Origin of the sequence: Promicromonospora aerolata (genome assembly GCF_042682255.1) — a bacterium.
GTDB classification, from domain to species: domain Bacteria; phylum Actinomycetota; class Actinomycetes; order Actinomycetales; family Cellulomonadaceae; genus Promicromonospora; species Promicromonospora aerolata.
In genome coordinates, this window is sequence record NZ_JBHUHF010000001.1 from 1383981 (window position 1) to 1406997 (window position 23017).

Genomic DNA, 23017 nt, shown 5'->3' on the forward strand with positions numbered 1-23017 from the left:
TCCGGCGGACCGCCCCGGCCGTCCGGTCGCTCAGGCGGCCGGGTCCAGCACGACCTTCACGCAGCCGTCGTCCTTGCGCTGGAACATCGCGTACGCCTCGGCGGCGCGTTCGAGCGGCCAGCGATGGGTCCTCAGGTCGAGCACGCCGAGCGGGTCGGCGGGGTCGGCCGCGAGCCGCAGCAGGCCGTCGGTCCAGTGCCGCACGTTGGCCTGGCCCTGCCGGATGGTCACCTGCTTGTCGAACAGCCGCAGCATCGGCAACGGGTCCTTCGCGCCGCCGTAGACCCCCGCGAGCGAGAGCACACCACCGCGCCGCACCAGCTCGATCGCCGTCAGCAGGGCGGCCAGACGGTCGGTACCGGCCTGCTTGACCAGCGGCTTCCCCACCGCGTCGGGCAGCACGCTCGCCGCCTTCTGCATGGCCTCGGCGGCAGGTGAGCCGTGCGCCTCCATGCCGACCGCGTCGATCACGGCGTCCGGACCACGCCCCCCGGTGAGGTCGCGGACCGCTCCCACGAGGTCGTCGTGCCGCTCCGAGTCGAGCACGGTGGCGCCGTGCCGGGCCGCCATCGCCAGCCGTTCCGGCACCAGGTCCACCCCGATGACGAGCGCCGCCCCACGGTAGGCGGCCGCACGCACCGCCATCTGGCCGACCGGACCGAGGCCGAGCACGACCACGGACCCGCCGTCGGGCACCTGCGCGTACTCGACCGCCTGCCAGGCCGTGGGCAGCACGTCCGAGAGGTACAGGTACCGCTCGTCCGGCTGGCCGTCGTCCGGCACCACCACCGGGCCGTAGTGGGCCTGTGGCACCCGCAGGTACTCCGCCTGACCGCCCGGCACCTGCCCGTACAGCTTGGTGTAGCCGAACAGCGCCGCCCCGCTGCCCTGGTCGGTGACCTGGGTGGTCTCGCACTGCGACTGCAGACCGCGCCGGCACATCCAGCACCGTCCGCAGGCGATCCCGAACGGGACCACCACCCGGTCGCCGACCCGGAGGTCGCCGGCCTCCGGACCGACCTCCTCGACCACCCCCATGGCCTCGTGCCCGATCACGTCACCGGCGTCGAGGAACACGCCCAGCACGCCGTAGAGGTGCAGGTCGGACCCGCAGATCGCCGTGGACGTCACGCGCACGACCGCGTCGCTCGGCTCCTCGATGCGCGGGTCCGGGACCGTCTCGACACTGACGTTCTCCCGGCCCTGCCACGTGACTGCTCTCATCGTCCGCTCCTCGGGTGCCGTGTGGGATGCCGCCGACACGTCCACGCTGGCACCGCGGCCCCCCACCCGCATCTCTGCCGGACGGCGGGGCGGGCACGGTTCAGAGGGCGGACATCATGAGGGAGACGGCGAAGCCGACCGCCACCAGCGACCCGGTGGCGACCCCCTCGACGCGGTACGACTCGGGCAGCAGCGTGTTCGACACCATCGCGAGCAGCGCCCCGGCCGCGAACCCCTGGGCGAGCGCCCCCGTGCGGCCGCCGGCCGGATCCAGCAGCACATAGCCGAGGGCGGCGCTCACCGCGGCGACGAGCACCACGGCCGACCACATCCACAGCACCCGGGACCTGGTCCACCCGGCGGCGCGCAGCCCGCTCGACGAGGACAGCCCCTCCGGGAAGTTGCTGAGGACGACGCCGGCGAGCAGAGCGACACTGACATTGCCCTCGAGCACCGTCAGGCCCAGGACGAACGACTCGGGGATGCCGTCGAGCACGGACCCGAACACGATCGCGAGCGGGGCCCCGGCCGCCTGGGCCCCGCTCGCGTCCTTGCGCTCCGCGCCACCCCGTCGCCCCAGCCACCAGTCACCGGCGGTGAAGGTCGCGGCCCCCAGCAGGGTGAGGAGGCCGACGAGGCCCACCGAAGCGGTCTTGACCGCCTCGTCGACCAGCTCGAACGCGACCGACCCGATGAGCAGCCCGGCGCCGAGGGCCATGACCACCGCGATGAACCGCCGGCTCGGGGTACCCGCGTACGCGACCAGCGCGCCGACCAGCAGCGCCGCCGCGCCGACCGCGCCCCACAGGAATGCGACGAGCATGTGCGGGGCCCGTCAGGCCAGCGCCTTCGTCTTGAGCCGCTCGAACTCCCCCGGTGTGATGGTGCCGGTGTCCAGGAGCGACTTGGCGCTCGCGATCTGGTCGGCGGGTGACGGGTTGGCCACGTCGCGGATGTAGCTCTCGGTCTCGTGCCGCGCCTGGTCGACCAGCTCGGCCTGCCGCCGCGCCATGCCCCGGCCACGTGCGACGAGGTAGACGACGGCGGTGAGCACGGGCAGGAAGATGAGGAAGACCATCCACAGCGCCTTCCACCACCCCGGGAGCTCCCTGTCGCGGAACAGGTCTGCGATCACCTGGAAGAGCACCATGAGGTACGCCAGGAAGAAGAAGCTGTAGATCATCAGCCAGAAGAAGTCCCAGAAGTCCATGATCCGTCCTACTCTCGAGATCCTCCATGAGGCTCGGTCCTCGAGGTGCCCGTGAGCACGGACCGAGAGCTCGAAAGTAACCACGCACCGGACGGGCAACCTCGCACGAATCGGGTGACCCGACCCTGTCTACTCGTAGCGGAGAGACGAGATCGGGTCCTGCCGGGCCGCCCGCAACGCGGGCAGGGTGCCCGCGAGGAACGCGATGGCCAGGACGGCGAGCACGACCGTCGCGACCGTCACCGGGTCGAACGCGACGAGGGTCAGGCCGGGCAGGTCGGCCAGCAAAGCCCCGGAGAAGCCGTTCACGAGCTGCCCGGCACCGATCGCGCCGAGCACCCCAAGAGTGCTGCCGACCAGGCCGATGACGACCGCCTCGATGCTGAACAGCGAGAAGACGCGGCCGCTGGACAGCCCCATGGCCTTCATGAGCCCGACCTCGCGCGTGCGTTCCTGGACCGCCATGAAGAGCGTGTTGACGATGCCGATGCCGGCCGCGACCAGCGCGATCACCGCGAACCCGTTCAGGACGAGCACGATGCCGTCGATGACGGCGGTGAAGGTACCGAGCTGGTCCTCCAGCGTGCTGCCGAGGTAGCCGGCGTCCTCCAGCCGGTCCTGCAGCGCCTGGGCCTCGGTCGTCCCGGCCGTGGCGTCGAACCAGACGGACGCCTGCCCGTACCGGGTGGACGCCGCCTCCGGCCCGCCCGCGGTCTGCAGGTCGAAGAGGCTCTCCACGAGCACGTCGTTCGGGATGGCGCCGCCCATGCTGCTGATCACGCCCGGCTCGGCGACGCCGACGATCGTCGCCCGCGTGGTCACCTGGGTCCCGGTGCCGTCGGTGACCGCGAGCCGCACGGTCTGCCCGACGGCGTCCTGCGCACTGCCGAGGTCCAACGGCTCCAGGTGGCTCTCGGGCAGCACGAGCTGCGGCTCGTCGGCGTCGAGGTCGACCTGCCGGCCCGACGCCAGCTCGACCTCCATCCCCGGCACGATCTGCGAGACGGACAGCTGGTACTTCTCGCTGCCGTCGTGCTGGACGTAGTCGGTCGCCACCTGCTTGACCGGCTCGACGCGCTCCACGCCGTCGATGCCCGCGATGGTGTCGATGTCGTCGTCGGACAGGGCGACCGTCGTCGCCCCCGGCGGTCCGTCGGCCTCCACCTGGTCGGGGTCGTACTTCGCCGGACCCTCCGTGGGCGCCTCGTCGTCCGTCCTGGTCACCGTCATGACGTCCTCGACCCCCACGGAGGCGACCGTGTCGTCGAGGTACCGGTTGACCCCGGTGCCCAGGCCGTTGGTCAGCGACAGCGTGAAGGCGCCGATGAAGATGGCCAGCACGGTCAGGCTGGTGCGCAACCTCGACCGGAAGGCGTTGCGAAACGCCGTGGCGACGACGTCGACGGCCTTCATGCCGCCACCCCCTCGGGCACCGCGACGAGACCGTCGCGGATGAAGACGCTGCGGTCGCACCGGGCCGCGAGGTCCTCGTCGTGCGTGACGACGACCAGGTTGATGCCCTGACGCCGGTTGAGGTCGAAGAGGATGTCCTCGACCACACCGCCGGTGGCCGTGTCCAGGTTGCCGGTCGGCTCGTCGGCGAAGATCACGCGCGGCCGGTTGATCAGGGCGCGGGCGATGACCACGCGCTGCTTCTGCCCGCCCGACAGGTCGTTGGCCTTGTTGTCGGCCTTGTCGTCGAGCTCGAGCTGGGCGAGCGCCGCCAGCCCGCGGGTGGTGCGCTCGCGGCGGGCGACCCCGGCGATCTTCAGCGGGAGCGTCACGTTGTCGAGCACGCTGGCCTGGGCGTTGAGGAAGAACTGCTGGAAGACGAACCCGAAGGCGCTGTTCCGGGTCTGGTTGAGCTGCCGGGCCGAGAGCCGGGAGGTGTCCGTCCCGTCCAGGGTGATGGTCCCGGAGGTGGGCCGGTCGAGCAGCGCGAGCAGGTGCATCAGGGTCGACTTGCCCGACCCGCTCTTGCCGACGATCGCTATGGACTCGCCCTCGGCGATGTCCAGGTCCAGGCCTCTGAGCGCCTCGAAGGCGTTGGGGCCGGAGCCGTAGGTCTTGCGCAGGTTGCTGACAGAAAGCAGTGGGGATGCGGAGGGTAGTGGGGATGCGGAGCGCAGTGGGGATGCCACGTCGGCCGCCTCTCTCGTGGTGCCGGAGATGTTGACGTGGTCCAATCTCGCCGACGCCGGACAGACGCGAATCGGTCTGACGGTGACTCTCGTGTACCTCGCTGGTACCAGGCGACACCATGCCGACGTCACCACTGACACCATAGGGGTTGCAGTGACACCAGAGTGGTGTCATAGTTGCGTCATGGACCTGACGAGATATGTCGACGAGCTGCAGCGCCAGCTCTCCACCGCGGCCGCGGCGGGCGGGGACGACGCCCGCGTGCTCGCCGACCGCCTGACCGCCCCGCTCGACGCGGCAGCTCGCCTGGTCCTGCTCGAGGCACTGTCCGCGGCGGCCGGCGAGATCTCCGCCGAGCTCGCACCGGGCTCCGTCGACGTCCGGCTGCGGGGCGGCGAACCCGAGTTCGTCGTCGCCGCACCGGCCGCCGTCCTCTCCCCCGCGCCCGCCGCGGGCCCCGCACCCACGCCGACGGCGACCGCGCCCGCGAGCGCCGATGTCGACGCGGGCGCCACCACGCGCACCACCCTGCGCCTGCCCGACCACCTCAAGACCCAGGCCGAGGCGGCCGCCTCCCGCGAGGGCGTCTCGGTCAACACGTGGCTCGTCCGGGCGGTCGCCGCCGCGCTCGACCGGCCCACCGGACTGCCCGAGCCGCAGGCAGGTCCTGGGCGGTCGGCCACGAACCGCCTCACCGGCTGGGTGCGCTGACCTCGCACCGGCACCACGCGACACCACCCCGACACCGCACCCACCGCCACCACCGCCCTTCGCCCTCACCTGGAGCCGTCATGCCCACTTTTGCCACCACCACCCCCGTCCCGGTAGTCGTGGACGTGCCCTTCGGCAACCTGCACGTCGTGGCCACCGAACGGGACGACGTCGTCGTGACCGTGCTGCCCGCCGACCCGGCCAAGTCGGGGTCCGTGCGCGCCGCCGAGGAGACGCGGGTCCAGCGGGACGGCGACGCCGTGACGATCATCTACCCGGCCGCCTGGAAGCAGTACGTCCTACCGTTCGCCGCCGGCGGCGCGATCGTCAACATCGAGCTGCCCGTCGGGTCGGACCTCAGCGGCAAGGCCGGCTCGCTGTACGCCGAGGGACGGCTCGGCGCCGTCGACCTGAACCTCAACGGCGGCGACGCCCGGGTGGACGAGGCGGCCCGCCTCGACCTCAAGGTCTCCGCGGGATCCGTCATCGTCGGCCGCGCCACGGGCCCCACCACCGTGAAGGCGGGTGCGGGCTCCGTGCGGATCACGGAGTTCTCCGGCGAGGGCACGGTCCGCGCCAGCAACGGGACCACGACCGTCGGGTCCGTGACCGGCACGCTCGACGTCGTCGGCGCGCACGCGGAGATCGCCGTCGGCCGCGTGCACGGCACGCTGACCGTCAAGTCGGCGCATGCCGGCATCCGCGTCGACCGCGTGGAGTCCGGCAGCGTCACGCTCACCACGTCCTACGGCTCGATCGAGGTCGACGTGCCCGAGGGCACCGCGGCCTGGCTCGACGTCGCCTCCGAGCACGGCACCGTCCGCAACCAGCTGACCCCCACCGAGGGGCCGGTCGAGAACGAGGCCACCGCCGAGATCCACGCCAGCACGGGCTGGGGCGACATCATCGTCCGCCGCCCCTGACCACCGGCCAGGATCCCGGCTCGGCCTGAGCCCGACCCCCTCGACCTGAGACCACGGACCGGCGTCGCCGGCCCGGCCAGAACCACCGTCCTGGCTACCCCCTACCCAAAAACCGTTCCGAACCACCCCCAGAGAGGGAAAGAACATGAGCATGCACGCCGAGCAAGGTCGCGAGCCCGCGATCCGAGTGCAGAACATCGAGAAGTCGTACAAGGAGCTGCGCGTCCTGCAGGGCGTCGACCTCGAGGTCGCTCGCGGCAGCATCTTCGCGCTGCTGGGCTCCAACGGTGCGGGCAAGACCACGGTCGTCAAGATCCTGTCCACCCTGCTCCAGGCCGACGCCGGCAGCGCGAGCGTGCACGGCTACGACGTCGCGACGCAGGCCGCGAACGTGCGGGAGTCGATCAGCCTGACCGGGCAGTTCGCCGCCGTCGACGAGATCCTGACCGGCCGGGAGAACCTGATCCTGGTCGCCAGGCTGCGCCACCTCAAGAACCCCGGCAAGATCGCCGACGACCTCCTGGCCCGGTTCTCGTTGACCGAGGCCGGCGGGCGCAAGGCCGCCACCTACTCCGGCGGTATGCGCCGTCGCCTGGACATCTCGATGAGCCTGATCGGCAACCCGCCGGTCATCTTCCTCGACGAGCCCACGACCGGCCTCGATCCCCAGGCCCGGATCGAGGTGTGGGAGGCCGTCAAGGAGCTCGCCCGAGGCGGCACCACGGTGCTGCTGACCACGCAGTACCTGGACGAGGCGGAGCAGCTGGCCGACCGGATCGCGATCCTGCACGAGGGCCGCATCATCGTCAACGGCACCCTGGCCGAGCTCAAGGCCCTGCTTCCCCCGGCAAAGGTCGAGTACGTCGAGAAGCAGCCCTCCCTGGAGGACGTGTTCTTCGCCGTCATCGGCGACAACGGCACCGCCGGCAGGACCGGCGCCACGACCAGCAGCCCCGCCGGCACGGACAAGTGAGGAACGAGACCATGAGCAAGCACTTCTTCGGTGACACCGCCGTCCTGACGGGACGGTCCCTGAGCCACATCCTGCGCAGCCCGGACACGATCATCACCACGGCGGTCACGCCGATCGCCCTGATGCTGATGTTCGTCTACGTCTTCGGCGGCGCGATCGAGACCGGCACGGACAACTACGTCAACTACCTGCTGCCCGGCATCCTCCTCATCACCATCGCCTCCGGCATCGCCTACACCTCGTACCGGCTGTTCCTCGACATGCAGGGCGGCATCTTCGAGCGGTTCCAGTCGATGCCGATCGCCCGGTCGTCGGTGCTCTGGGGACACGTGCTGACCTCGCTGGTCGCCAACCTCGTCTCGGTGGTGATCGTCGTGCTCGTCGCCCTCCTGATGGGCTTCCGTTCCGGAGCCGGAGTGCTGGCCTGGCTCGGCGTCGCGGGCATCCTGATCATGTTCACCCTGGCCCTGACCTGGCTCGCGGTCATCGCCGGCCTGTCGGCCAAGACGGTGGACGGCGCGAGCGCGTTCTCCTACCCGCTGATCTTCCTGCCGTTCATCAGCTCGGCCTTCGTACCCACCGACACCATGCCCGGCCCGGTGCAGTGGTTCGCCGAGAACCAGCCCGTCACCTCCATCGTGAACACGGTCCGCGACCTGCTCGCCCAGCAGCCGGTCGGTACCGACATCTGGGTCGCCCTGGCCTGGTGCGTCGGCATCCTCGCGGTCGCCTACGGCTTCGCCACCGCCGCGTACCGCCGCAAGATCTCCTGACCCCGGCCAACCCGGTCGACCATCCGGTCGTCGGCGGCACACCGAGTGGTGTGCCGCCGCCGACCGGGTGGTCGGTTGGGTGTGATGGCTGCCGCGGGTCGGGCTGGCGGGCTGACGGGTCGATGGGTGGCGGGCTGGCGGGCTGGCGGGCTGGCGGGCTGGCGGGCTGGCCGACGACGACGGGCCGACAGTTAGCGGGCCGACGGGCCGAGGCCGACGGGCCGACGGGTTGGCAGTGTGCGATCTCGTGGTCCGCACCCCGGGACGGTCGAACCGCAACATCACGTGGCCACCGGCGCCGAACCGCAACTTGCTCTCATCACCGCCGCCGTCACCAACGCCGAACCGCAACTTGCTCTCATCACCGCCGCCGAACCGCACGGTGCGTGTCCACCACTGTCCGAATCGACCATCATCTTGCGGATCGACCCCTGCCAGGACCAACAACCTTCGGTTCGGCGCACCCTTCGGCCCCCGGGAGACCAACAGGTTGCGGCTCGGCAGCCCACAGGTCCCCGGAAGACCATCAACTTGCGGCTCGGCAACCCGTCAGACCGGCAAGTTGCGGCTCGACGGCCGACGAAGACCGGCAAGTTGCGGCTCGACGGCCGTCGAAAAACCGTCATCCTGCGGTTCGGCACCCGCCGAGCACCAGCCGCCCTCTACTCCCAGACGGCGATGCTGCGGCGCACGGGCACGGACCCATCGTCCGTGGCGAACAGCTCCGGGGAGCGCCTGCGCGTCTTCTCGATGTCGTCGAACACCGCGCGGAGGTGGGCCCGCAGGCAGTCGCGTGCGCTCGGGATGTCGCCGGCCACCACCGCGTCGAGAATGGTGTGGTGCTCGTCGACGAAGCGGCCCATGCCGTTCGTCTCGTGCAGGCCGAGACGGCGCGCACGGTCCAGGTGCCCCTTGGCGGCGACGACCGTCGACCAGGCCCGGCCGTGCCCGCTGAGGCGCAGGAGCCCGTGGTGGAACGACTCGTCGAGCTCGAAGAACTTCTCGAGGTCGAGCTCGGGGGCCCGCTGCTGCTCCAGGTTCGCGCGGAGCTCGGCGAGCAGGTCCGGGTCGAGGGTCTCCGGGATGTCGTCGAACGCGGCGAGCTCGACCGCCTCACGGAGGAATTGCGCGTCCGCCACGCGTTCGGCGTCGACGCGGGACACGAAGGAACCGACCTTCGGGAACACCCGGACCAGGCCCTCCTCGCCCAGGAGGATCAGGCTCTCGCGCACCGGGGTGCGGCTGACGCCCAGGGAGGCGGCGAGCTCGTTCTCCGACAGGGAGGCGCCCGGGGGCAGCTCCAGGGTGAGCACCTTGCGGCGCAGCGTCTCGTAGACGACTCGCCTGTTGGATCGGTTCGAGGCTTCCCTCATGGCTGGAGTCTAGGCGAGATGCCACCTCCTTCCACACCACGGACAGTTGACACCCGCTTGTCGACGCTGCTTACATACAAGACCTGCCACACATCGGTCGACGGGCATGCCCGACAGCGACGTCAGTCAAGCAAGGAGCACTCTTCCAATGGCGGAAACAGCAATGAACCCACCAGCGACCCCGCCGGGTAACGCCGTCACCCGGTCCACCAAGGACCTCACGCGGGCGGCCGTGTCGGGCTGGCTCGGCACCGCCATGGAGTTCATGGACTTCCAGCTCTACTCGCTGGCGGCGGCGATCGTCTTCAACCAGATCTTCTTCCCCGAAGTCAGCCCCGCGATCGCCCTGATCGCCGCGATGGCCACCTACGGCGTCGGCTACGTGGCCCGGCTCGCCGGCGCCATCTACTTCGGCCGCATGGGCGACCGCCTCGGCCGGCGCAAGGTCCTGTTCATCACCGTCGCGCTCATGGGCGTGTCCACGACCCTGATCGGCGTGCTGCCCACCTACCAGATGGTCGGCATCACCGCGCCGATCCTGCTGGTCGTGCTGCGGCTGGTCCAGGGCTTCGGCGCGGGCGCAGAGATCGCCGGCGCCACAGTGCTGCTCGCCGAGTACGCGCCCGTCCGACGTCGAGGCCTGGTCGCCTCGTTGGTCTCGCTCGGAACCAACTCCGGCACGCTGGCGGCGTCGGCCCTGTGGGCGCTGCTGCTGGCCGTGCTCAGCGAGGAGCAGCTGCTGAGCTGGGGCTGGCGGCTGCCGTTCCTGCTCAGCTTCGTGCTGATGATCTTCGCCGTCTGGATCCGCACCAACGTCAAGGAGAGCCCGGTCTTCGAGGCCCGCGCCGACGTCGTCGACGGCGTCGCCCTCTCCCGCGACGAGGTCAAGTCCTCCGGCGAGGAGCCGGTGCTCCAGGCGGCCCTCAAGCAGCGCAAGGGCAAGGCGTTCTTCCTGGCGCTCGCACTCCGGTTCGGCCAGGCAGGCAACTCCGGGCTCGTGCAGACCTTCCTGGTCGGCTACGTCGCCACGACCCTCGCTATGGACCGCGCCCTGGCCACCGAGGCGATCATGTGGGGCTCCATCATCGGCTTCGCCACCGTGCCCGTGATCGGCATGCTGGGCGACCGGTTCGGCCGACGCTCGATGTACACGGCGCTGTCCCTGATCACCATCGCGTTCGCCTTCCCGATGATGCTGCTCATCACCAGCGGCACCACCACGGGCCTGCTGCTCGGCATGATCGCCGGCCTGAACCTCGGCGTCCTGGGCCTGTTCGCGCTGGAGAGCGTCACCATGGCCGAGCTCTTCGGGGCCCGCACCCGGTTCACCCAGCTCGCCCTCTCCAAGGAGATCGGCGGCATCCTCGCCACCGCCATCGGCCCGGTCATCGCCGCGTCGCTCACCGCCGCCACCGGCAGCTGGTGGCCCATCGCCGCGATGCTCATCGTGTACTCCCTCATCACCCTGGTCGCCGCCCGGCTCGCGCCCGAGACCCGGGGCCGCGACCTCGTCCGGCTGGAGGACGCCGTATGAGGGCGGTCGTCGTGCACGGTGCCGGTGACCTGCGGGTCGAGGAGCGACCCGACCCGGTCGCCCGGCGCGGCGAGGTCGTCGTGGCCATGGAGTGGGGCGGCATCTGCGGATCCGACCTCGCCTACTGGAAGCACGGTACCTCCGGCACCGCCGTCCTGCGCGAACCGCTCGTGCTCGGCCACGAGGTGGCGGGCCGGGTGGTCGGGAGCGGGCCGGGGGTCACCGGCTGGGAGCCGGGCACTCCCGTCACCGTGCACCCGGCACAGGCCGCCGACGGATCGGTCCTGCCGCCCCGGCTGGCGGGTCGGTCCAACCTCCACTCGCAGGTGCGGTACTTCGGTTCGGCGGCCTTCCACCCGCACACCGACGGCGGCTTCAGCGAGCTGCGCGCCGTCCCGGCCCACCAGCTCCGGCGACTGCCGGACGGCGTCAGCACCGAGCAGGGCGCCCTCGCCGAGCCGCTGGCCGTGGCCATGCACGCCGTGCACCGCGCCGGCGACGTGCGGGGGCGCGACGTGCTGGTCAACGGCGCCGGGCCCATCGGCTGCCTCGTCGTGGCCGCCGCGAAGCACGCGGGCGCCGCGACGGTCACCGCCGCCGACCTCTCCGCCTCCTCGCTGGCCGTGGCCAAGGAGCTGGGCGCCGACCACGTGCTCGACCTCGGCGCCGGCGACCGCCTGCCCGACGACTGCGAGCTCGTGTTCGAGGCCTCCGGGGCTCCCGCCGCCCTCGGCGGCGTCCTGCGGGCCACCGCCCGCGGCGGCACCCTGGTCCAGGTCGGCAACCTGCCCGGCACGGCTGCCCCCGCGGCGCTGGGCGACCTCGTCACCCGCGAGATCACGTGGGTGGGCGCCTACCGGTTCGTCGAGGAGATCAGCGACGCGCTCGACGCCATGGGCGACGGGCTGGACGTCTCCGGCGTCGTCACGCACCGCTTCGGCATCGAGCAGGCCGGCGAGGCGCTCGCCACGGCAGCGGGGGCCGGCAGCAGCAAGGTGCTGATCCGCCTGACCGGCGACTGACCGGCGTCTGACCAGGTCGGGACGGCGACGGACGGCCCCGGCCGCCGCCGTCCACGTTCGTGCCGCCCGGCCATCGCCGTGCTCGCGCGCTGCGGCGGAGGAGCGCCCCAGGCGTATCGTGAGTTGATGTGCCGGGATGCCCGTGGCAGGGCACGGACGACGGTCTGAGGCGGTGACCTCATGCACACCTCCGTGGAGCTCGAGCAGGCTCGGGAGTCGTATTCGCGCCGTGCCTGGCGGGACGCGTACGACGAGCTGTCGGCCCTCGACGAGCGCAGGTCGCTCGACGCTGCCGACCTGCACCGGCTCGGGATGGCCGCGTACCTGATCGGCCGGGACGACGACGCCGTCGCCGGTCTCGAGCGTGCTCATCGTGCCTTCCAGGCCGACGGCGAGGTCGGCCGCGCGGTGCGGTGCGCGTTCTGGATCGGGATGACCCTGTTCCTGCGCGGCAGGCACGCCGAGGGCGGCGGCTGGCTGGGCCGGGCCCAGCACCTGCTCGAGGAGGATTCGCAGGCACGGGTCGAGTCCGGCTATCTGCTGCTCGCCGGTGCCCTGCAGACTCTCGAGGCGGGTGACCCGGGCGCTGCCTCCGAGATGTTCGGTGCGGTCTCGCAGATCGCGGACCGCTTCGACGACCCCGACCTCGTCGCGCTGAGCCGGCTGGGCCTCGGCCAGGCGATGGTCGCCCAGGGCGAGGTGCGCCGGGGGGTGGCGATGCTCGACGAGGCGATGCTCGCGGTGACGACCGGCGACGTGTCCCCGATCGCGGCCGGGATCGTCTACTGCGCGCTCGTCATCACGTGCCGCCGGATCTTCGACCTCCGCCGGGCCCAGGAGTGGACGGCCGCGCTGAGCCGCTGGTGCGCCACCCAGCAGGACCTCAAGCCCTACCGGGGCCAGTGCCTCGTGCACCGTTCGGAGCTCATGCAGCTGCGTGGCGAGTGGGCCGAGGCGATGGACGAGGCGCGGCAGGCCTGCGCGCACCTGGCCGACCCGCCGGGCGACCCGGTGCTGGGGATGGCGCACTACCAGAGCGCAGAGCTGTTGCGGCTGCGCGGCCAGTTCGCGCAGGCGGAGCAGGCCTATCGCAGGGCGGGCGACTCGGGTCACCCCGTGCAGCCGGGACTTGCCCTGCTGCGCCTTGCCCAAGGCCGGGTCGACGACGCCGAGGCGGCTGTCCGCCGGGTCGTGGCCGAGGCGGAGGACGACCGCTTGAAGCGCTCGCACGTGCTCGCCGCGTTCATCGAGATCGTGCTCGCCGCCGGGGACTCCGACGGCGCCCGGTCGGCTGCGGCCGAGCTGACGAGGCTCGCCACCGACTTCGGGGCTCCCTACCTGTGGGCGGTCGCCGCGTCCGCGCGCGGCCGCGTCGAGCTGGCCGACGGCGACGTGCGCACCGCGTACCAGTCGCTGCGGTCCGCGTGGACGGCCTGGCAGGAGATCAACGCTCCGTACGAGGCGGCACGGGTGCGGCTGCTGATGGCGGAGGCCTGCGACCGGCTCGCCGACCATGACTCGGCACGCGTGGAGCTGGACGCGGCCCGCCGGGTCTTCGAGCGGCTGGGCGCCGCCCCGGCCTTGATCCAGGCGGCCACACCGCCCGGCAGACCACCGCCGGGTGCACCGGGCGGGCTGACTCCGCGCGAGGTCGACGTGCTCCGCCTCGTCGCTACCGGGGCGACCAGCCGCGCGGTCGCCGACCGGCTGACCATCAGCGAGAAGACCGTGGCACGCCACCTGAGCAACATCTTCGCCAAGCTCGGTGTCACGTCACGGGCAGCTGCCACCGCCTTCGCCTACCAGCACGAGCTGGTGTAGCCGCCGCCCCGGATCGCCGGGGCGATGGCCCACGTCCCACCCACGGTCACAGGTCGCTACAGGGACTTACCCATGCGAGCGTCCACCGCGAGATGGGCAATTCGTTCGAAGCGTCGCGGGCCTCGCCGGCTGGACCCTGGTGCCCTGAGTCGAGCCGCAGTGACAAGGAGGCACCAGCGATGACTACCACGCACGTACCGACGACCGAGCAGATCCGAGAGGCATGGAACCGCCTCGCGACAGGATTCGATCAGTTCGTCACCCCCGAGACGACGACGTTGGCGCAGGAGACACTGCGCCACGTCGATCTCCGACCTGGTCGGCGGCTCCTGGACGTGGGCGCCGGCAGCGGGGCGCTGAGCATTCCCGCGGCCCGGTCCGGAGCGCAGGTCGTCGCCACGGATCTGGCCCCCACCATGATCGAGCGGCTCAACGAGCGGGCACGCTCCGAAGGGCTGGTCAACTTCGAGGGCAGGGCCATGGACGGTCAGGCCCTCGAGCTCGACGACGACACGTTCGACGTCGCCGTCTCGGTGAACGGCGTGTCCTTGTTCCCCGATCTCGCGCGGGGCCTGGCCGAGCTGGTGCGCGTCACCAGGGCAGGCGGACGCGTCGTCGTCGTCGCGTTCGGCCCGCCGCAGAAGGTCGAGTTCATCGCCTTCGTCATGGGTGCGATCAAGGCGACGGTGCCCGGGTTCGCCGCGTTGCCGACCGACCCGCCGCCGCTGCCGTTCCAGGTGGCCGACCCGGACGTGCTGCGCGCCAGGTTGTCGGAGGCAGGTCTGCGAGGTGTCGAGGTCCGCCCCCTCACGTGGGACATGCCGATCGACTCCGCGGACCACCTCTGGAACGTGTTCACCCACAGCAACCCGCTCGGCGCCCAGCTGGTCGCGGACCTCCCTGAGGAGGTGCGGACCGAGGTCAAGCAGGTCCTGCGCGGGATGCTGCGCGAACGCTCCGGCGGCGCGCCCGCCGCCGTGCTGCACGCCGAGCTCAACCTCGGCATCGGCACGGTGTGACCGAGCCGGCGGGACACGTCGTGGTCACCACAGACAGAAGAGGAGACACCACCATGACAACGACCAGGACACCAGGTGCCCGCTAGCCTCTGAGATCCGTGCCGAGCGCACGCCGGGGCGCCATGGCATCGTGTCCGTGGATGCCCAGGCACGGAAGGGGACGCATCGATGCGTGGTACGGACCTGCTCACGGACGCGTTCGGCCGGATCAAGGAGGCGGTGCACGGCTCGGTGCTGGGGCTGTCGGCCGACGAGCTCGCATACCGCGTCGACGAGGACTCGAACTCGATCGAGTGGCTCGTCTGGCACCTCACCCGGGTCCAGGACGACCACGTCGCCGACGCGGCCGGCACCAGCCAGGTCTGGTCGGACGACGGGTGGGACCGCCGGTTCGGCCTGCCCTTCCCGGCAGAGGAGACCGGGTACGGGCACGACGCCGACGAGGTGTCCGCCGTCCGCGTGCCGACCGCCGACCTGCTCACCGGCTACCACGACGCCGTGCACCAGCGCACCGTGCGGTACCTGACCACTCTGTCCGACGACGACCTCGACCGGGTGGTCGACGAGTCCTGGGACCCGCCGGTCACGCTCGGCGTCCGCCTGGTCAGCGTCGTCAACGACGACCTGCAGCACGCGGGCCAGGCGGCGTTCGTCCGCGGGGTCGTGCTACGACGGCGAGAGCGGTGACCACCGTCCGCAGCCAGTAGGAAACGCTGCTTACCGACGAATCGGTTGCGCTAACGCAAACCATGCGATTCATCGCGCGCCCTCCCGATCCCGGTGGAATTATCACCGATCGGGAGGAGGCCCCCAGGATGACGGCGGCACGCGCACTGCGGATTGACGACTGGGTCGTGCATCGTCCTAATGTCGTGCGGTCGGTCGCTGCTCGGGTGCCCGGGATCGATGCCGAGGAGGCCGCCAGCCGCGCGCTGGAGAAGATGGTCCGGATCGTGTCCACCGGCGGCACGATCGAGGACCCCGCCCCGTACTGGCGACGCGCCGCGGTCAACGAGGCGATCAGCATGACCCGCGAGGCCGGACGCACCCGCCCGGTCGAGGACGACACCCTGGACGGCCTGACGCCCCCGGTCGCCGGTGCCGAGCTGGACGCCGAACGTCAGGCCGACGTCAGCATGCTGCGCTCCGCGCTGTCCGACCTGGGCGACGACGACCGGCAGATCCTGCTGGAACGGCACGTGCACGACAAGGCCGTGACCGATATCGCGGGCGACCTGGGTGTGCGCCCGCACGCCGTCACGATGCGGCTGCGCCGCGCTGAGGAACGCCTGGCCGGCGCGTTCGCCGCCGCGCACGCCCAGGGCGTCAACGAGCCCGAGTGCCGCACCACCCGCGCCGCGATGCACGACTACCTCAAGGACCGGCTGCTGCCCCGCCGCCGCGCACGGTTCGAGACCCACATGGACGGCTGCGCCGAGTGCACCCGGGCGTTCGTGGACGTGCGGGAAGTGTCCTGGATGCTGCGCGACCTCGGTCAGCACGTCGTCGCCGGGGCGGTGGCCACCGGCGCCCTGGGCGCCGCGGTCGGTGCCGGAGCCGCCGCTGGCGGGGCGGCCGGTGCCGCCGGTGCCGGCACCGGAGCCGGGGCCGGGGCGCCGCGCTCGTTCGGCAAGAAGGAGGCAGCGATCGTCGCGGGCGTGCTGGCCGCCCTCGCGATCGGTGGTGGTGCGGCCGCCCTCGTCGCCCACCAGGCCGACGAGCCGCCCGCCGCCGAGTCCGGTCCCGCACCCGGCGCGGGCGGCGGAAGTGGTGGTGGGGGCGGCGGGGATGGAGGCACGGGCGAGGGCGCCGGTACGGGCGAGGGCGCCGGCACGGGCGAGGGCGCCGGCACGGGCGAGGGCGCCGGCACGGGTGGCGGTGGAGATGACGGCCCCGGCACAGGCGGCGGGGGCGGTGGGCCGGGCACCGCCGACGACACGAGCCCCGGCATCGCCGGGGACGTGGCCGACTGGCTCGCCCGGATCGGCATGGGGGACGACCCGTCCGCAGAGGACGGCGGGGCGGGCGAGGCCTCCGGCAGCGGAACCGACGGCGACGACGGCACCGGGGCGAACAACGGCACAGGAACCGACGGCACCGAAGCGAGTGGCGACGGCAGCGCCGATGGCGGCAGCGCGGACGGCGACGGGCCGCCGTCCGCGGACGGCGCGGAGCCTGGCATCGGTGCCGGGATGACAGGGTGGTTCGCCCAGCTCGGGGCCATCGGGATACCCGGCTTCCTGCTGATCCTCTTCCTCCTCTGGCTCTGGGAGCGCTGGTCCCGCGCCGAAGAGGACTAGTCCCCCGACCCGTGCGGTGAGTCCGTGCGGCGAGCGCCTCGGGTCCAGCGGCGGCCCTCCCCCGCGGACGGCGACGGCCCGCGATAGCCTGGCGAGATCGCCGCAGACACCACCACGCGTCCAGAGACCGCGGGCGAGCTGCTGAGCCTCGCGGTCGATGACCTGGTGCGCCGGATCCAGGGTCGTGTTCCGGCAGCTCTGGCCGACGAGCCCGACGCCGTGCACCGCCTGCGCACCTCCGTACGCCGCCTGCGCAACGTCCTCGCCGCCTTCCGCAGGCACCTCGACAAGGAGGCGACCGCCGAGCTCCGGTCCCTGCTCAAGGAGTGGGGCAGCGTCCTGGGGCAAGCCCGTGACCTCGAGGTGCGCACGCTGGAGGCCACCGCGGTCGCCGAGGCGGTCGGCCTCGGCGAGGCGGACGCGTCCGCGCTGCTCACCCCGCTGGAGGCGGATCGCATCCGGGCGCACGCCGATGCCGTCCGCTGGACCCGGTCGGCACGCGGGCAGGGTCTCGATCGGCTGCTCGCCGAGTGGGCCGCCGCACCGCGACTCGGCGACCGTGCGTCGCAGCCGGCCAAGAAGGCGGCTCGCCGCGCCGTCCGGCGGCAGGCCGAGCGCACCCTCGGTTCGGCCGGCGAGCTCACCGACCTGGAGAGCGCCCACGAGCTACGGAAGGCAGCACGTCGGCTGCGGCACACCTCCGAGGCCATCACCCGCAGACCCGTCGGCCTGCTCGGCCGCAGGACCAAGGACCTCGGGTCCGCCGGGCACCGCATCCAGTCCCTGCTCGGCGACCACCGGGACGCCCTGCTCCTCGCGGAGCACGTCCGCGCGCACGCGAACGGTTCCGCGGCGTACGACGCCGTCGTCGGCCGGTGCCAGGAACAGGCCGTCGCCGCGCTCGCGGACCTGCCTGCCGCGCTGGGCGAGCTGGAGGTCCGGGCGCGCGGGCTGCGCTAGCGGCGGGACCGGTGACGCCGGAGCGGCGTCGGCGAGGAGAAGACGGTGAACTTCTCGGCAGAAATCTGCGGATCAGGTGAGGGAGGTGCGTCGCGGGCCGCGGCACCCAGGTTCAGCGCATACCGTCGTCTGGTCCGACCGACGTTGCCGGCTGCCTACCGTTCCCGAAGGAGCCTCCGTGCCGCTTTTCGACCTGGTGCTTCTCGTGGTGCTGTTCCTCGCCCTCATGGCCGGGCTCAGCCGGGGCCTGCTCGCCACGCTCGGCGGCCTGATCGGCCTGGTCGTCGGCGGGGTCGCGGCCTTCTGGGCGGTCCCCGCCGTCAACGACATGCTGCCCACCTCCGAGTGGCGCGCTCCGGTGTCCATCGCCGTGGCGATCCTGCTGCCGCTCTTCTGCGCGTCCGTCGGCGCGGGACTGGGCCGGAACCTGCGCCAGGGCGTGGACCGCACCTCGCTCCGTCCGCTCGAACGGCTGCTCGGCGGGGTCGCGAACGTGGGCGTCGTCGCCCTGGCCCTCTCGTTCGTCGGTAACGCGGTCAGCGCCACGGGTGCGCCGGGTGTCGCCTCGGCGGTCTCGTCGTCCACCGTGCTGCGCACCATCGACGACCTGACGCCGCCCGCCGTCGGACGTCCGCTCGCCGAGATGCGCTCGATCGTGCTCGACGACGGCCTGCCGCGGCTGAACATCCTGATGGTGCCCCGGCAGACGCCGGTGGTGCCGGCCGTCGACCTGGAGAACGCCGAGCTGGAGGCGTCGGCCCAGTCCGTGGCCCGGATCTCGGGCATCGCGTACGCGTGCGGAAAGAGCTCGACCGGGTCGGGCTTCGTCGTCGCACCCGACCGGCTGGTGACCAACGCGCACGTCGTGGCCGGCGTGGACCGGCCCGTGATCGAGCTGCCCGGCGGCACGGTGCGCGAAGGCCGGGTCGTGTACTACGACCCGGTCGACGACCTCGCCGTGATCGCCGTCGACGACCTCGGTGCGGACCCGCTCGGCATCGCACCGACCCTCTCGGCCGGCGACCGCGCCGTCGTCCAGGGGTACCCCTACGGCGGCCCGTTCACCTCGGGCAGCGCGGGGGTGCTCAGCGTCAGCACCGCGCGCGTCCCGGACTCCTACGGCGCGGGCGGCGCCGACCGGGAGGTCTACTCCCTCGCGGCCGTGGTGCGCCCGGGCAACTCCGGCGGTCCGCTCCTGACCACCGGCGGCGACGTCACCGGCGTGATCTTCGCGCGCGACGACTCCGAGCGCGACATCGGCTACGCGATGACGACCGCCGAGCTGATGCCGGTGGCCGCTCAGGCCGCGGACCTGAGCACCGCCGTGACGACCGGGCAGTGCGCGAGCTGACGTCGTCAGGCGCTGACCCTGCCCTGCCCGCCCAGACCTTCCGTACCGGCGGGGTACAGGTGCAGCAGCTCGCCCAGCTCTCCGGCGTCGACGTCGGCACCGAACACCGGCGTACCGGGCTCCATGCGGACCCCGTCGGCGAGCGCCCCCGCGGCCACCGGGTCGAAGCCGAGCGCGTCCACGATGGCCGCCACCGCGGTGACGTCGGCGGGGTCGTCGCCGGCGATGCCGACCGCCTTGCGGCCCGGCGCCCCGGCCGGGCGGGCTTCGTCCTCGAGGTCGTGATAGCCCATGTGGTTGAACGCCTTCACGACGCGCACCCCGGGAAGCGCGGCCTGGACCAGCTCGCTGGTCGACTGCCCAGCGGGAAGAATCCCCTCGCGCGGCCCGTCGACCTCCCACCAGTGGTTCATGGCGTCGAGCACCAGCTTGCCGTCCAGCGCCGCGGTCGGGACGGTTCGGTACCTGCCCAGCGGCAGCGCGAGGACGACGGCGTCCGACTCCCGGGCCGCCGTCCCGGCGTCGACCGCACGTGCGCCCGGTGCGAGCACCTCCACGGTGAGCGCGATGCGAGCCGGGTCGCCGGAGCCTGCCACGAGCACACGGTAACCGGCCGCGACGGCGAGGCGGGCCAGCACCGTGCCGACCTTGCCGGCGCCGAGGATCCCGAGCGTGCGCACGGGGGCGTCTGCCATCAGGCCACCTCCACCTTCGCCGGCTGCTCGGCGAGCAGCTCGCGGACCATCGGGAGCACGCGCGTGCCGTACAGCTCGACCGCCCGCAGCCGGTCGCTGGCGCGCAGGGCCCCGCCGGCGGAGTAGATGAGGTCGAACCGGCCGACGTCCAGGGCGCCGATGGCCCGGGCCATCTTGCGCGCCACCGTCTCAGGGGAGCCGATGTAGAGCGAGCCCTGTGCGACGTCGGCCTCGAACTCTCCCCGGCGCAGGGGCGGCCAGCCGCGCAGCGCCCCGATACGGTCCCGGACCACCTTGTAGCCCGGGTAGAACAGCTCCATCGCTTCCTCGTCCGTCTCCGCGATGAAGCCGGGCGAGTGCATGCCGACGGGGTGGGCGGTGGTGCCGACCTCGGCGGCCGCCCGGCGGTAGAGGTCGACGTACGGCGCGAACCGCTCGGGTGGGCCGCCGATGATCGCGAGCATCAGCCGCAGCCCGTACGTGGCGGTACGGAGCACCGACTGCGGCGTGCCACCCACGCCGACCCAGGTGGTCAGGCGCCCGGACTCCGTCTTGGGAAAGACGTCGGCCTGCTCCAGCGACGGCCGCAGGGTGCCCTCCCAGGTGACGGGCTTCTCGTCGAGGAGCCGGACGAACAGGTTGATCTTCTCCTCGAAGAGCTCGTCGTAGTCGCGCAGGTCGTAGCCGAACAGCGGGAACGACTCGGTGAACGAGCCCCGCCCGAGGATGACCTCCGCGCGGCCGTTCGACAGCGCGTCGACGGTCGCGAACCGCTGGAAGACGCGCACCGGGTCGTCGGAGCTCAGGACGGTCACACCCGAGGCGAGCTTGATGTTCGAGGTCCTGGTCGCGATCCCGGCCAGCACGGTCTCCGGGGTCGAGATCGCGAACTCGGGCCGGTGGTGCTCGCCGACGGCGACGGCATCGATCCCGATCTGGTCGGCGAGCACCGCCTCGTCGACCGTGCGCCGGATCGCCTCCGCGTACGAGACGACCTCACCGCGGTCGTTCCGCGGCAGGTCGCCGAAAGTGTCGATGCCGAACTCGATGTCGCCCATGGGACTCCTCCTCGACTGCCCTACACATTTGATTGACGTGTCAATCATGCTCCCGATATGGTTGACACGTCAATCACTGGAGGTCGTCGTGACAGAGGGCACACCGCTCCGCCACCGGCAGTCGCCGACGCCGGACGAGCTGCGCACCTGGCGCGGATTCATCGAGACCGCGCAGGCGCTGAACGGGCGGCTGAGCAGCCGCCTGCACGAGGAGTCGGCACTGTCCCCCGGCGACTACGCGGTACTGCTCGCCCTGAGCGAGGCCGACGGGCGCCGGCTGCGCTCCTCCGAGCTCGCGGACGCCGTGGGCTGGGAACGCAGCCGCCTGTCCCACCACATCAGGCGCATGGAGGGACGCGGCCTCATCCGCCGCGACGACTGCGCCGTCGACTACCGCGGCGCCGAGGTGGTGCTCACGGACCAGGGTGCGCAGTCGTTCCGGAGCGCCTCGGTGCCACACCTCCGCGCGGTGCGCGAGCTGTTCGTCGACGCCCTGACCCCGGCCCAGCTGGAACAGGTCGACGAGATCACGAAAGCCCTCCGCCACCACCTGACGTCCGGTCGCTGAGTGCTGGGTATCTGTTGGATCGTGGGCCGGAATCCAACAGATACCCAGCACTCAATGACCGGGCGGGTGCCAGGTCGATCAGGCGGGGACCCGCAGGTCGACCGTCACGTCCGTCACGGTTCCGCGCTGCCCGGCCCACCACCGCTTGATCAGCTCGGGCTCGGTGAGCACCTTCCACACGAGGTGGCGCGGCGCGTTGAACTCCCGGGCGACCAGGATCTCGGTGTCGCTCGGCAGCGTCAGGACGGCGCTGCCCTCGGTCGAGCCTGGGGCGACGGAGCGAACCGCGCGGCGCCGTCCGAGGCGCGCTCCGGTCCTAGGTGTGCGGCTGGTTCGGGGCCGACGGCGCCTGTGCCGGCTGGGTGTGCGCGGTCCAGGTGGCGCCGTCGTACCAGCGGTAGTGGCGCTGGTCCGCGGTCAGGTACCACCCGGCGGCGATCGTCGGCTCCGACGGCGCGACGACGGGCGCCGGGTGCTGCGGCGCCTGCGACTGCTGGTCCGGCTGCGGCCGGCTCTGGGGGTGGTGGTGCTGCGGGTACGGCTGGTGGGGCTGGTGCGGGGACGGCTGGTGCGCGTGTGGCTGCGGCTGGTGCGACTGCTGCGGCTCGGCGCCGCCCTGCGCACCGCCGAGGAGCTCGCGCGCGAGCGCGCCCTTCGCGGTCAGCAGGCGGGTGATCGCTTGACGCGCCTCGGTGACGACGCCCGCGTCGTCGGCGGTCCTGGGGTTCTCCCGGATCATCTTGGAACCCGACCGCCACAGGGTGAGGCCGAACACGATCGAGGCCGCGCGCACCACTGCCGTGAACAGGCCACCGACCACGATCAGGACCCCGACTCCCCCGAAGACCCAGCCGACGATCCCGAGGATCGGTTCCGCGGTGGTGCTCTGGGACGGGTCGGCGGAGCTGTAGTGCACGGTGACCGGATCGCCCGGCGCGTGCGAGCAGTTTCCGGACGACGAACCCGTGGAACGGGCGGTGTAGGTGGTGCCGTCCACGACGAAGTCCGCCCTCATCGAGCAGGTGTCGGTGCCCTCCACGGCGACCACGTGACCCGTCGTCTCCGCGTCGGTGTCGGGGCCGAGCGTGGCCATGAAGACCGCGACGGCGATGAAGACGAGCCCGAACACGACGCTGATCAGGGCACCGGCGATGCCAGGCCGGGTCTTCTGGCCGTCGAGCGGGTTCTCCAGGCCGACGAGTCCGTCGGCCACGAGGACGCCCCCGACCGCCCGGCGCACCTGGCCGGCGGTGTGCGGGTTGCCCGACTCGTAGCGGGACAGCGTCTCCTTCGCCTTGTTCACCGTGCTCTTGGCCGTGGCGAGGATGCTCACCGGTAGTCCCTTTCGTATTTGCGAATA

The 23017-nt window shown here is 72.1% G+C and carries 23 protein-coding genes; 13 read left to right on the forward strand and 10 right to left on the reverse strand.

What is annotated here, in order from left to right; genetic code table 11:
• Positions 1-30: 30 nt before the first annotated feature.
• The 5 genes from ACFSL2_RS06300 to ACFSL2_RS06320 form a co-directional block, all read right to left on the reverse strand.
• On the reverse strand, positions 31-1224 hold the full coding sequence (locus ACFSL2_RS06300) for a zinc-dependent alcohol dehydrogenase (protein ID WP_377197030.1): 1194 nt from the start codon (positions 1222-1224) through the stop codon (positions 31-33).
• A 100-nt stretch (positions 1225-1324) separates the two neighbouring features.
• Entirely contained in the window at positions 1325-2047 is a 723-nt protein-coding gene (locus ACFSL2_RS06305) for a ZIP family metal transporter (RefSeq protein WP_377197031.1), read from the reverse strand.
• Between the two features lie 12 nt (positions 2048-2059).
• Complete coding sequence (locus ACFSL2_RS06310) at positions 2060-2434, reverse strand: PLDc N-terminal domain-containing protein (RefSeq protein ID WP_377197032.1); 375 nt, start codon at positions 2432-2434, stop codon at positions 2060-2062.
• Positions 2435-2563: 129 nt separating this feature from the next.
• Positions 2564-3847 (reverse strand): ABC transporter permease, encoded by a 1284-nt coding sequence (locus ACFSL2_RS06315; RefSeq protein ID WP_377197033.1) that lies wholly within the window; start codon positions 3845-3847, stop codon positions 2564-2566.
• Positions 3844-4575: an ABC transporter ATP-binding protein gene (locus ACFSL2_RS06320; protein ID WP_377197034.1), complete on the reverse strand. Its 732-nt coding sequence runs from the start codon at positions 4573-4575 to the stop codon at positions 3844-3846. Before ACFSL2_RS06320 ends, ACFSL2_RS06315 begins: the two co-directional genes overlap by 4 nt.
• A gap of 184 nt (positions 4576-4759) precedes the next feature.
• Here ACFSL2_RS06320 and ACFSL2_RS06325 point away from each other — a divergent pair, with 184 nt between their 5' ends.
• The 4 genes from ACFSL2_RS06325 to ACFSL2_RS06340 all read left to right on the forward strand — a co-directional run bounded on the left by ACFSL2_RS06325 (position 4760) and on the right by ACFSL2_RS06340 (position 7956).
• Positions 4760-5287 carry a histidine kinase gene (locus ACFSL2_RS06325; protein WP_377197035.1) on the forward strand — a complete coding sequence of 176 codons (528 nt, stop codon included), beginning with the start codon at positions 4760-4762 and terminating at the stop codon, positions 5285-5287.
• Between the two features lie 80 nt (positions 5288-5367).
• Entirely contained in the window at positions 5368-6210 is an 843-nt protein-coding gene (locus ACFSL2_RS06330; RefSeq protein ID WP_377197036.1) for a DUF4097 family beta strand repeat-containing protein, read from the forward strand.
• A 145-nt stretch (positions 6211-6355) separates the two neighbouring features.
• Positions 6356-7183, forward strand: coding sequence for an ABC transporter ATP-binding protein (locus ACFSL2_RS06335; RefSeq protein ID WP_377197037.1), 828 nt, complete (start codon positions 6356-6358; stop codon positions 7181-7183).
• 11 nt (positions 7184-7194) lie between these two features.
• Positions 7195-7956 (forward strand): ABC transporter permease, encoded by a 762-nt coding sequence (locus ACFSL2_RS06340; RefSeq protein ID WP_377197038.1) that lies wholly within the window; start codon positions 7195-7197, stop codon positions 7954-7956.
• Between the two features lie 662 nt (positions 7957-8618).
• Here the strand turns inward: ACFSL2_RS06340 and ACFSL2_RS06345 are convergent.
• The gene (locus tag ACFSL2_RS06345; protein WP_377197039.1) at positions 8619-9329 is read right to left on the reverse strand and encodes a GntR family transcriptional regulator; all 711 of its coding nucleotides are present in this window, start codon (positions 9327-9329) and stop codon (positions 8619-8621) included.
• Positions 9330-9477: 148 nt separating this feature from the next.
• Between ACFSL2_RS06345 and ACFSL2_RS06350 the strand changes: the two genes are divergently transcribed.
• From ACFSL2_RS06350 to ACFSL2_RS06385, 8 genes are all read left to right on the forward strand, one after another.
• Positions 9478-10863 carry an MFS transporter gene (locus ACFSL2_RS06350; RefSeq protein WP_377197040.1) on the forward strand — a complete coding sequence of 462 codons (1386 nt, stop codon included), beginning with the start codon at positions 9478-9480 and terminating at the stop codon, positions 10861-10863.
• Positions 10860-11885, forward strand: a complete 1026-nt coding sequence (locus ACFSL2_RS06355; RefSeq protein WP_377197041.1) for an L-idonate 5-dehydrogenase — start codon at positions 10860-10862, stop codon at positions 11883-11885. The genes ACFSL2_RS06350 and ACFSL2_RS06355 overlap by 4 nt, the downstream gene beginning before the upstream one ends.
• A 180-nt stretch (positions 11886-12065) precedes the next feature.
• The gene (locus ACFSL2_RS06360; RefSeq protein WP_377197042.1) at positions 12066-13706 is read left to right on the forward strand and encodes a LuxR C-terminal-related transcriptional regulator; all 1641 of its coding nucleotides are present in this window, start codon (positions 12066-12068) and stop codon (positions 13704-13706) included.
• A 179-nt stretch (positions 13707-13885) separates the two neighbouring features.
• Positions 13886-14725 (forward strand): class I SAM-dependent methyltransferase, encoded by an 840-nt coding sequence (locus tag ACFSL2_RS06365; protein ID WP_377197043.1) that lies wholly within the window; start codon positions 13886-13888, stop codon positions 14723-14725.
• Positions 14726-14893: 168 nt separating this feature from the next.
• Positions 14894-15412: a mycothiol transferase gene (locus tag ACFSL2_RS06370; RefSeq protein ID WP_377197044.1), complete on the forward strand. Its 519-nt coding sequence runs from the start codon at positions 14894-14896 to the stop codon at positions 15410-15412.
• A gap of 128 nt (positions 15413-15540) precedes the next feature.
• Positions 15541-17025, forward strand: coding sequence for a zf-HC2 domain-containing protein (locus tag ACFSL2_RS06375; RefSeq protein ID WP_377197045.1), 1485 nt, complete (start codon positions 15541-15543; stop codon positions 17023-17025).
• 162 nt (positions 17026-17187) lie between these two features.
• Positions 17188-17985, forward strand: a complete 798-nt coding sequence (locus ACFSL2_RS06380; RefSeq protein WP_377200775.1) for a CHAD domain-containing protein — start codon at positions 17188-17190, stop codon at positions 17983-17985.
• A gap of 178 nt (positions 17986-18163) precedes the next feature.
• A complete protein-coding gene (locus ACFSL2_RS06385) occupies positions 18164-19336 on the forward strand; it encodes a MarP family serine protease (protein WP_377197046.1) in 1173 nt (390 codons plus the stop codon).
• 5 nt (positions 19337-19341) lie between these two features.
• Here ACFSL2_RS06385 and ACFSL2_RS06390 read toward each other — a convergent pair whose 3' ends face one another.
• A complete protein-coding gene (locus ACFSL2_RS06390; RefSeq protein ID WP_377197047.1) occupies positions 19342-20031 on the reverse strand; it encodes an NADPH-dependent F420 reductase in 690 nt (229 codons plus the stop codon).
• Positions 20031-21089 carry an LLM class flavin-dependent oxidoreductase gene (locus tag ACFSL2_RS06395; RefSeq protein ID WP_377197048.1) on the reverse strand — a complete coding sequence of 353 codons (1059 nt, stop codon included), beginning with the start codon at positions 21087-21089 and terminating at the stop codon, positions 20031-20033. Before ACFSL2_RS06395 ends, ACFSL2_RS06390 begins: the two co-directional genes overlap by 1 nt.
• An 88-nt stretch (positions 21090-21177) precedes the next feature.
• On the opposite strand from ACFSL2_RS06395, the gene ACFSL2_RS06400 reads away from it, so the two are divergent.
• Positions 21178-21657: a MarR family winged helix-turn-helix transcriptional regulator gene (locus ACFSL2_RS06400; protein WP_377197049.1), complete on the forward strand. Its 480-nt coding sequence runs from the start codon at positions 21178-21180 to the stop codon at positions 21655-21657.
• A gap of 78 nt (positions 21658-21735) precedes the next feature.
• Here ACFSL2_RS06400 and ACFSL2_RS06405 read toward each other — a convergent pair whose 3' ends face one another.
• Together ACFSL2_RS06405 and ACFSL2_RS06410 are read right to left on the reverse strand one after the other, a co-directional pair.
• Positions 21736-21900: an SRPBCC domain-containing protein gene (locus ACFSL2_RS06405; protein ID WP_377200776.1), complete on the reverse strand. Its 165-nt coding sequence runs from the start codon at positions 21898-21900 to the stop codon at positions 21736-21738.
• Positions 21901-21973: 73 nt separating this feature from the next.
• A complete protein-coding gene (locus ACFSL2_RS06410; protein ID WP_377197050.1) occupies positions 21974-22990 on the reverse strand; it encodes a DUF3592 domain-containing protein in 1017 nt (338 codons plus the stop codon).
• Positions 22991-23017: the final 27 nt, after the last annotated feature.

Excerpts from the sequence above, each read along its gene's own strand:
- ACFSL2_RS06300 (WP_377197030.1), bottom strand. The coding sequence starts at position 1,224 with ATGAGAGCAGTCACGTGGCAGGGCCGGGAGAACGTCAGTGTCGAGACG.
- ACFSL2_RS06305 (WP_377197031.1), bottom strand. The coding sequence starts at position 2,047 with ATGCTCGTCGCATTCCTGTGGGGCGCGGTCGGCGCGGCGGCGCTGCTG.
- ACFSL2_RS06310 (WP_377197032.1), bottom strand. The coding sequence starts at position 2,434 with ATGGACTTCTGGGACTTCTTCTGGCTGATGATCTACAGCTTCTTCTTC.
- ACFSL2_RS06315 (WP_377197033.1), bottom strand. The coding sequence starts at position 3,847 with ATGAAGGCCGTCGACGTCGTCGCCACGGCGTTTCGCAACGCCTTCCGG.
- ACFSL2_RS06325 (WP_377197035.1), top strand. The coding sequence starts at position 4,760 with ATGGACCTGACGAGATATGTCGACGAGCTGCAGCGCCAGCTCTCCACC.
- ACFSL2_RS06330 (WP_377197036.1), top strand. The coding sequence starts at position 5,368 with ATGCCCACTTTTGCCACCACCACCCCCGTCCCGGTAGTCGTGGACGTG.
- ACFSL2_RS06335 (WP_377197037.1), top strand. The coding sequence starts at position 6,356 with ATGAGCATGCACGCCGAGCAAGGTCGCGAGCCCGCGATCCGAGTGCAG.
- ACFSL2_RS06340 (WP_377197038.1), top strand. The coding sequence starts at position 7,195 with ATGAGCAAGCACTTCTTCGGTGACACCGCCGTCCTGACGGGACGGTCC.
- ACFSL2_RS06345 (WP_377197039.1), bottom strand. The coding sequence starts at position 9,329 with ATGAGGGAAGCCTCGAACCGATCCAACAGGCGAGTCGTCTACGAGACG.
- ACFSL2_RS06350 (WP_377197040.1), top strand. The coding sequence starts at position 9,478 with ATGGCGGAAACAGCAATGAACCCACCAGCGACCCCGCCGGGTAACGCC.
- ACFSL2_RS06355 (WP_377197041.1), top strand. The coding sequence starts at position 10,860 with ATGAGGGCGGTCGTCGTGCACGGTGCCGGTGACCTGCGGGTCGAGGAG.
- ACFSL2_RS06360 (WP_377197042.1), top strand. The coding sequence starts at position 12,066 with ATGCACACCTCCGTGGAGCTCGAGCAGGCTCGGGAGTCGTATTCGCGC.
- ACFSL2_RS06365 (WP_377197043.1), top strand. The coding sequence starts at position 13,886 with ATGACTACCACGCACGTACCGACGACCGAGCAGATCCGAGAGGCATGG.
- ACFSL2_RS06370 (WP_377197044.1), top strand. The coding sequence starts at position 14,894 with ATGCGTGGTACGGACCTGCTCACGGACGCGTTCGGCCGGATCAAGGAG.
- ACFSL2_RS06375 (WP_377197045.1), top strand. The coding sequence starts at position 15,541 with ATGACGGCGGCACGCGCACTGCGGATTGACGACTGGGTCGTGCATCGT.
- ACFSL2_RS06390 (WP_377197047.1), bottom strand. The coding sequence starts at position 20,031 with ATGGCAGACGCCCCCGTGCGCACGCTCGGGATCCTCGGCGCCGGCAAG.
- ACFSL2_RS06395 (WP_377197048.1), bottom strand. The coding sequence starts at position 21,089 with ATGGGCGACATCGAGTTCGGCATCGACACTTTCGGCGACCTGCCGCGG.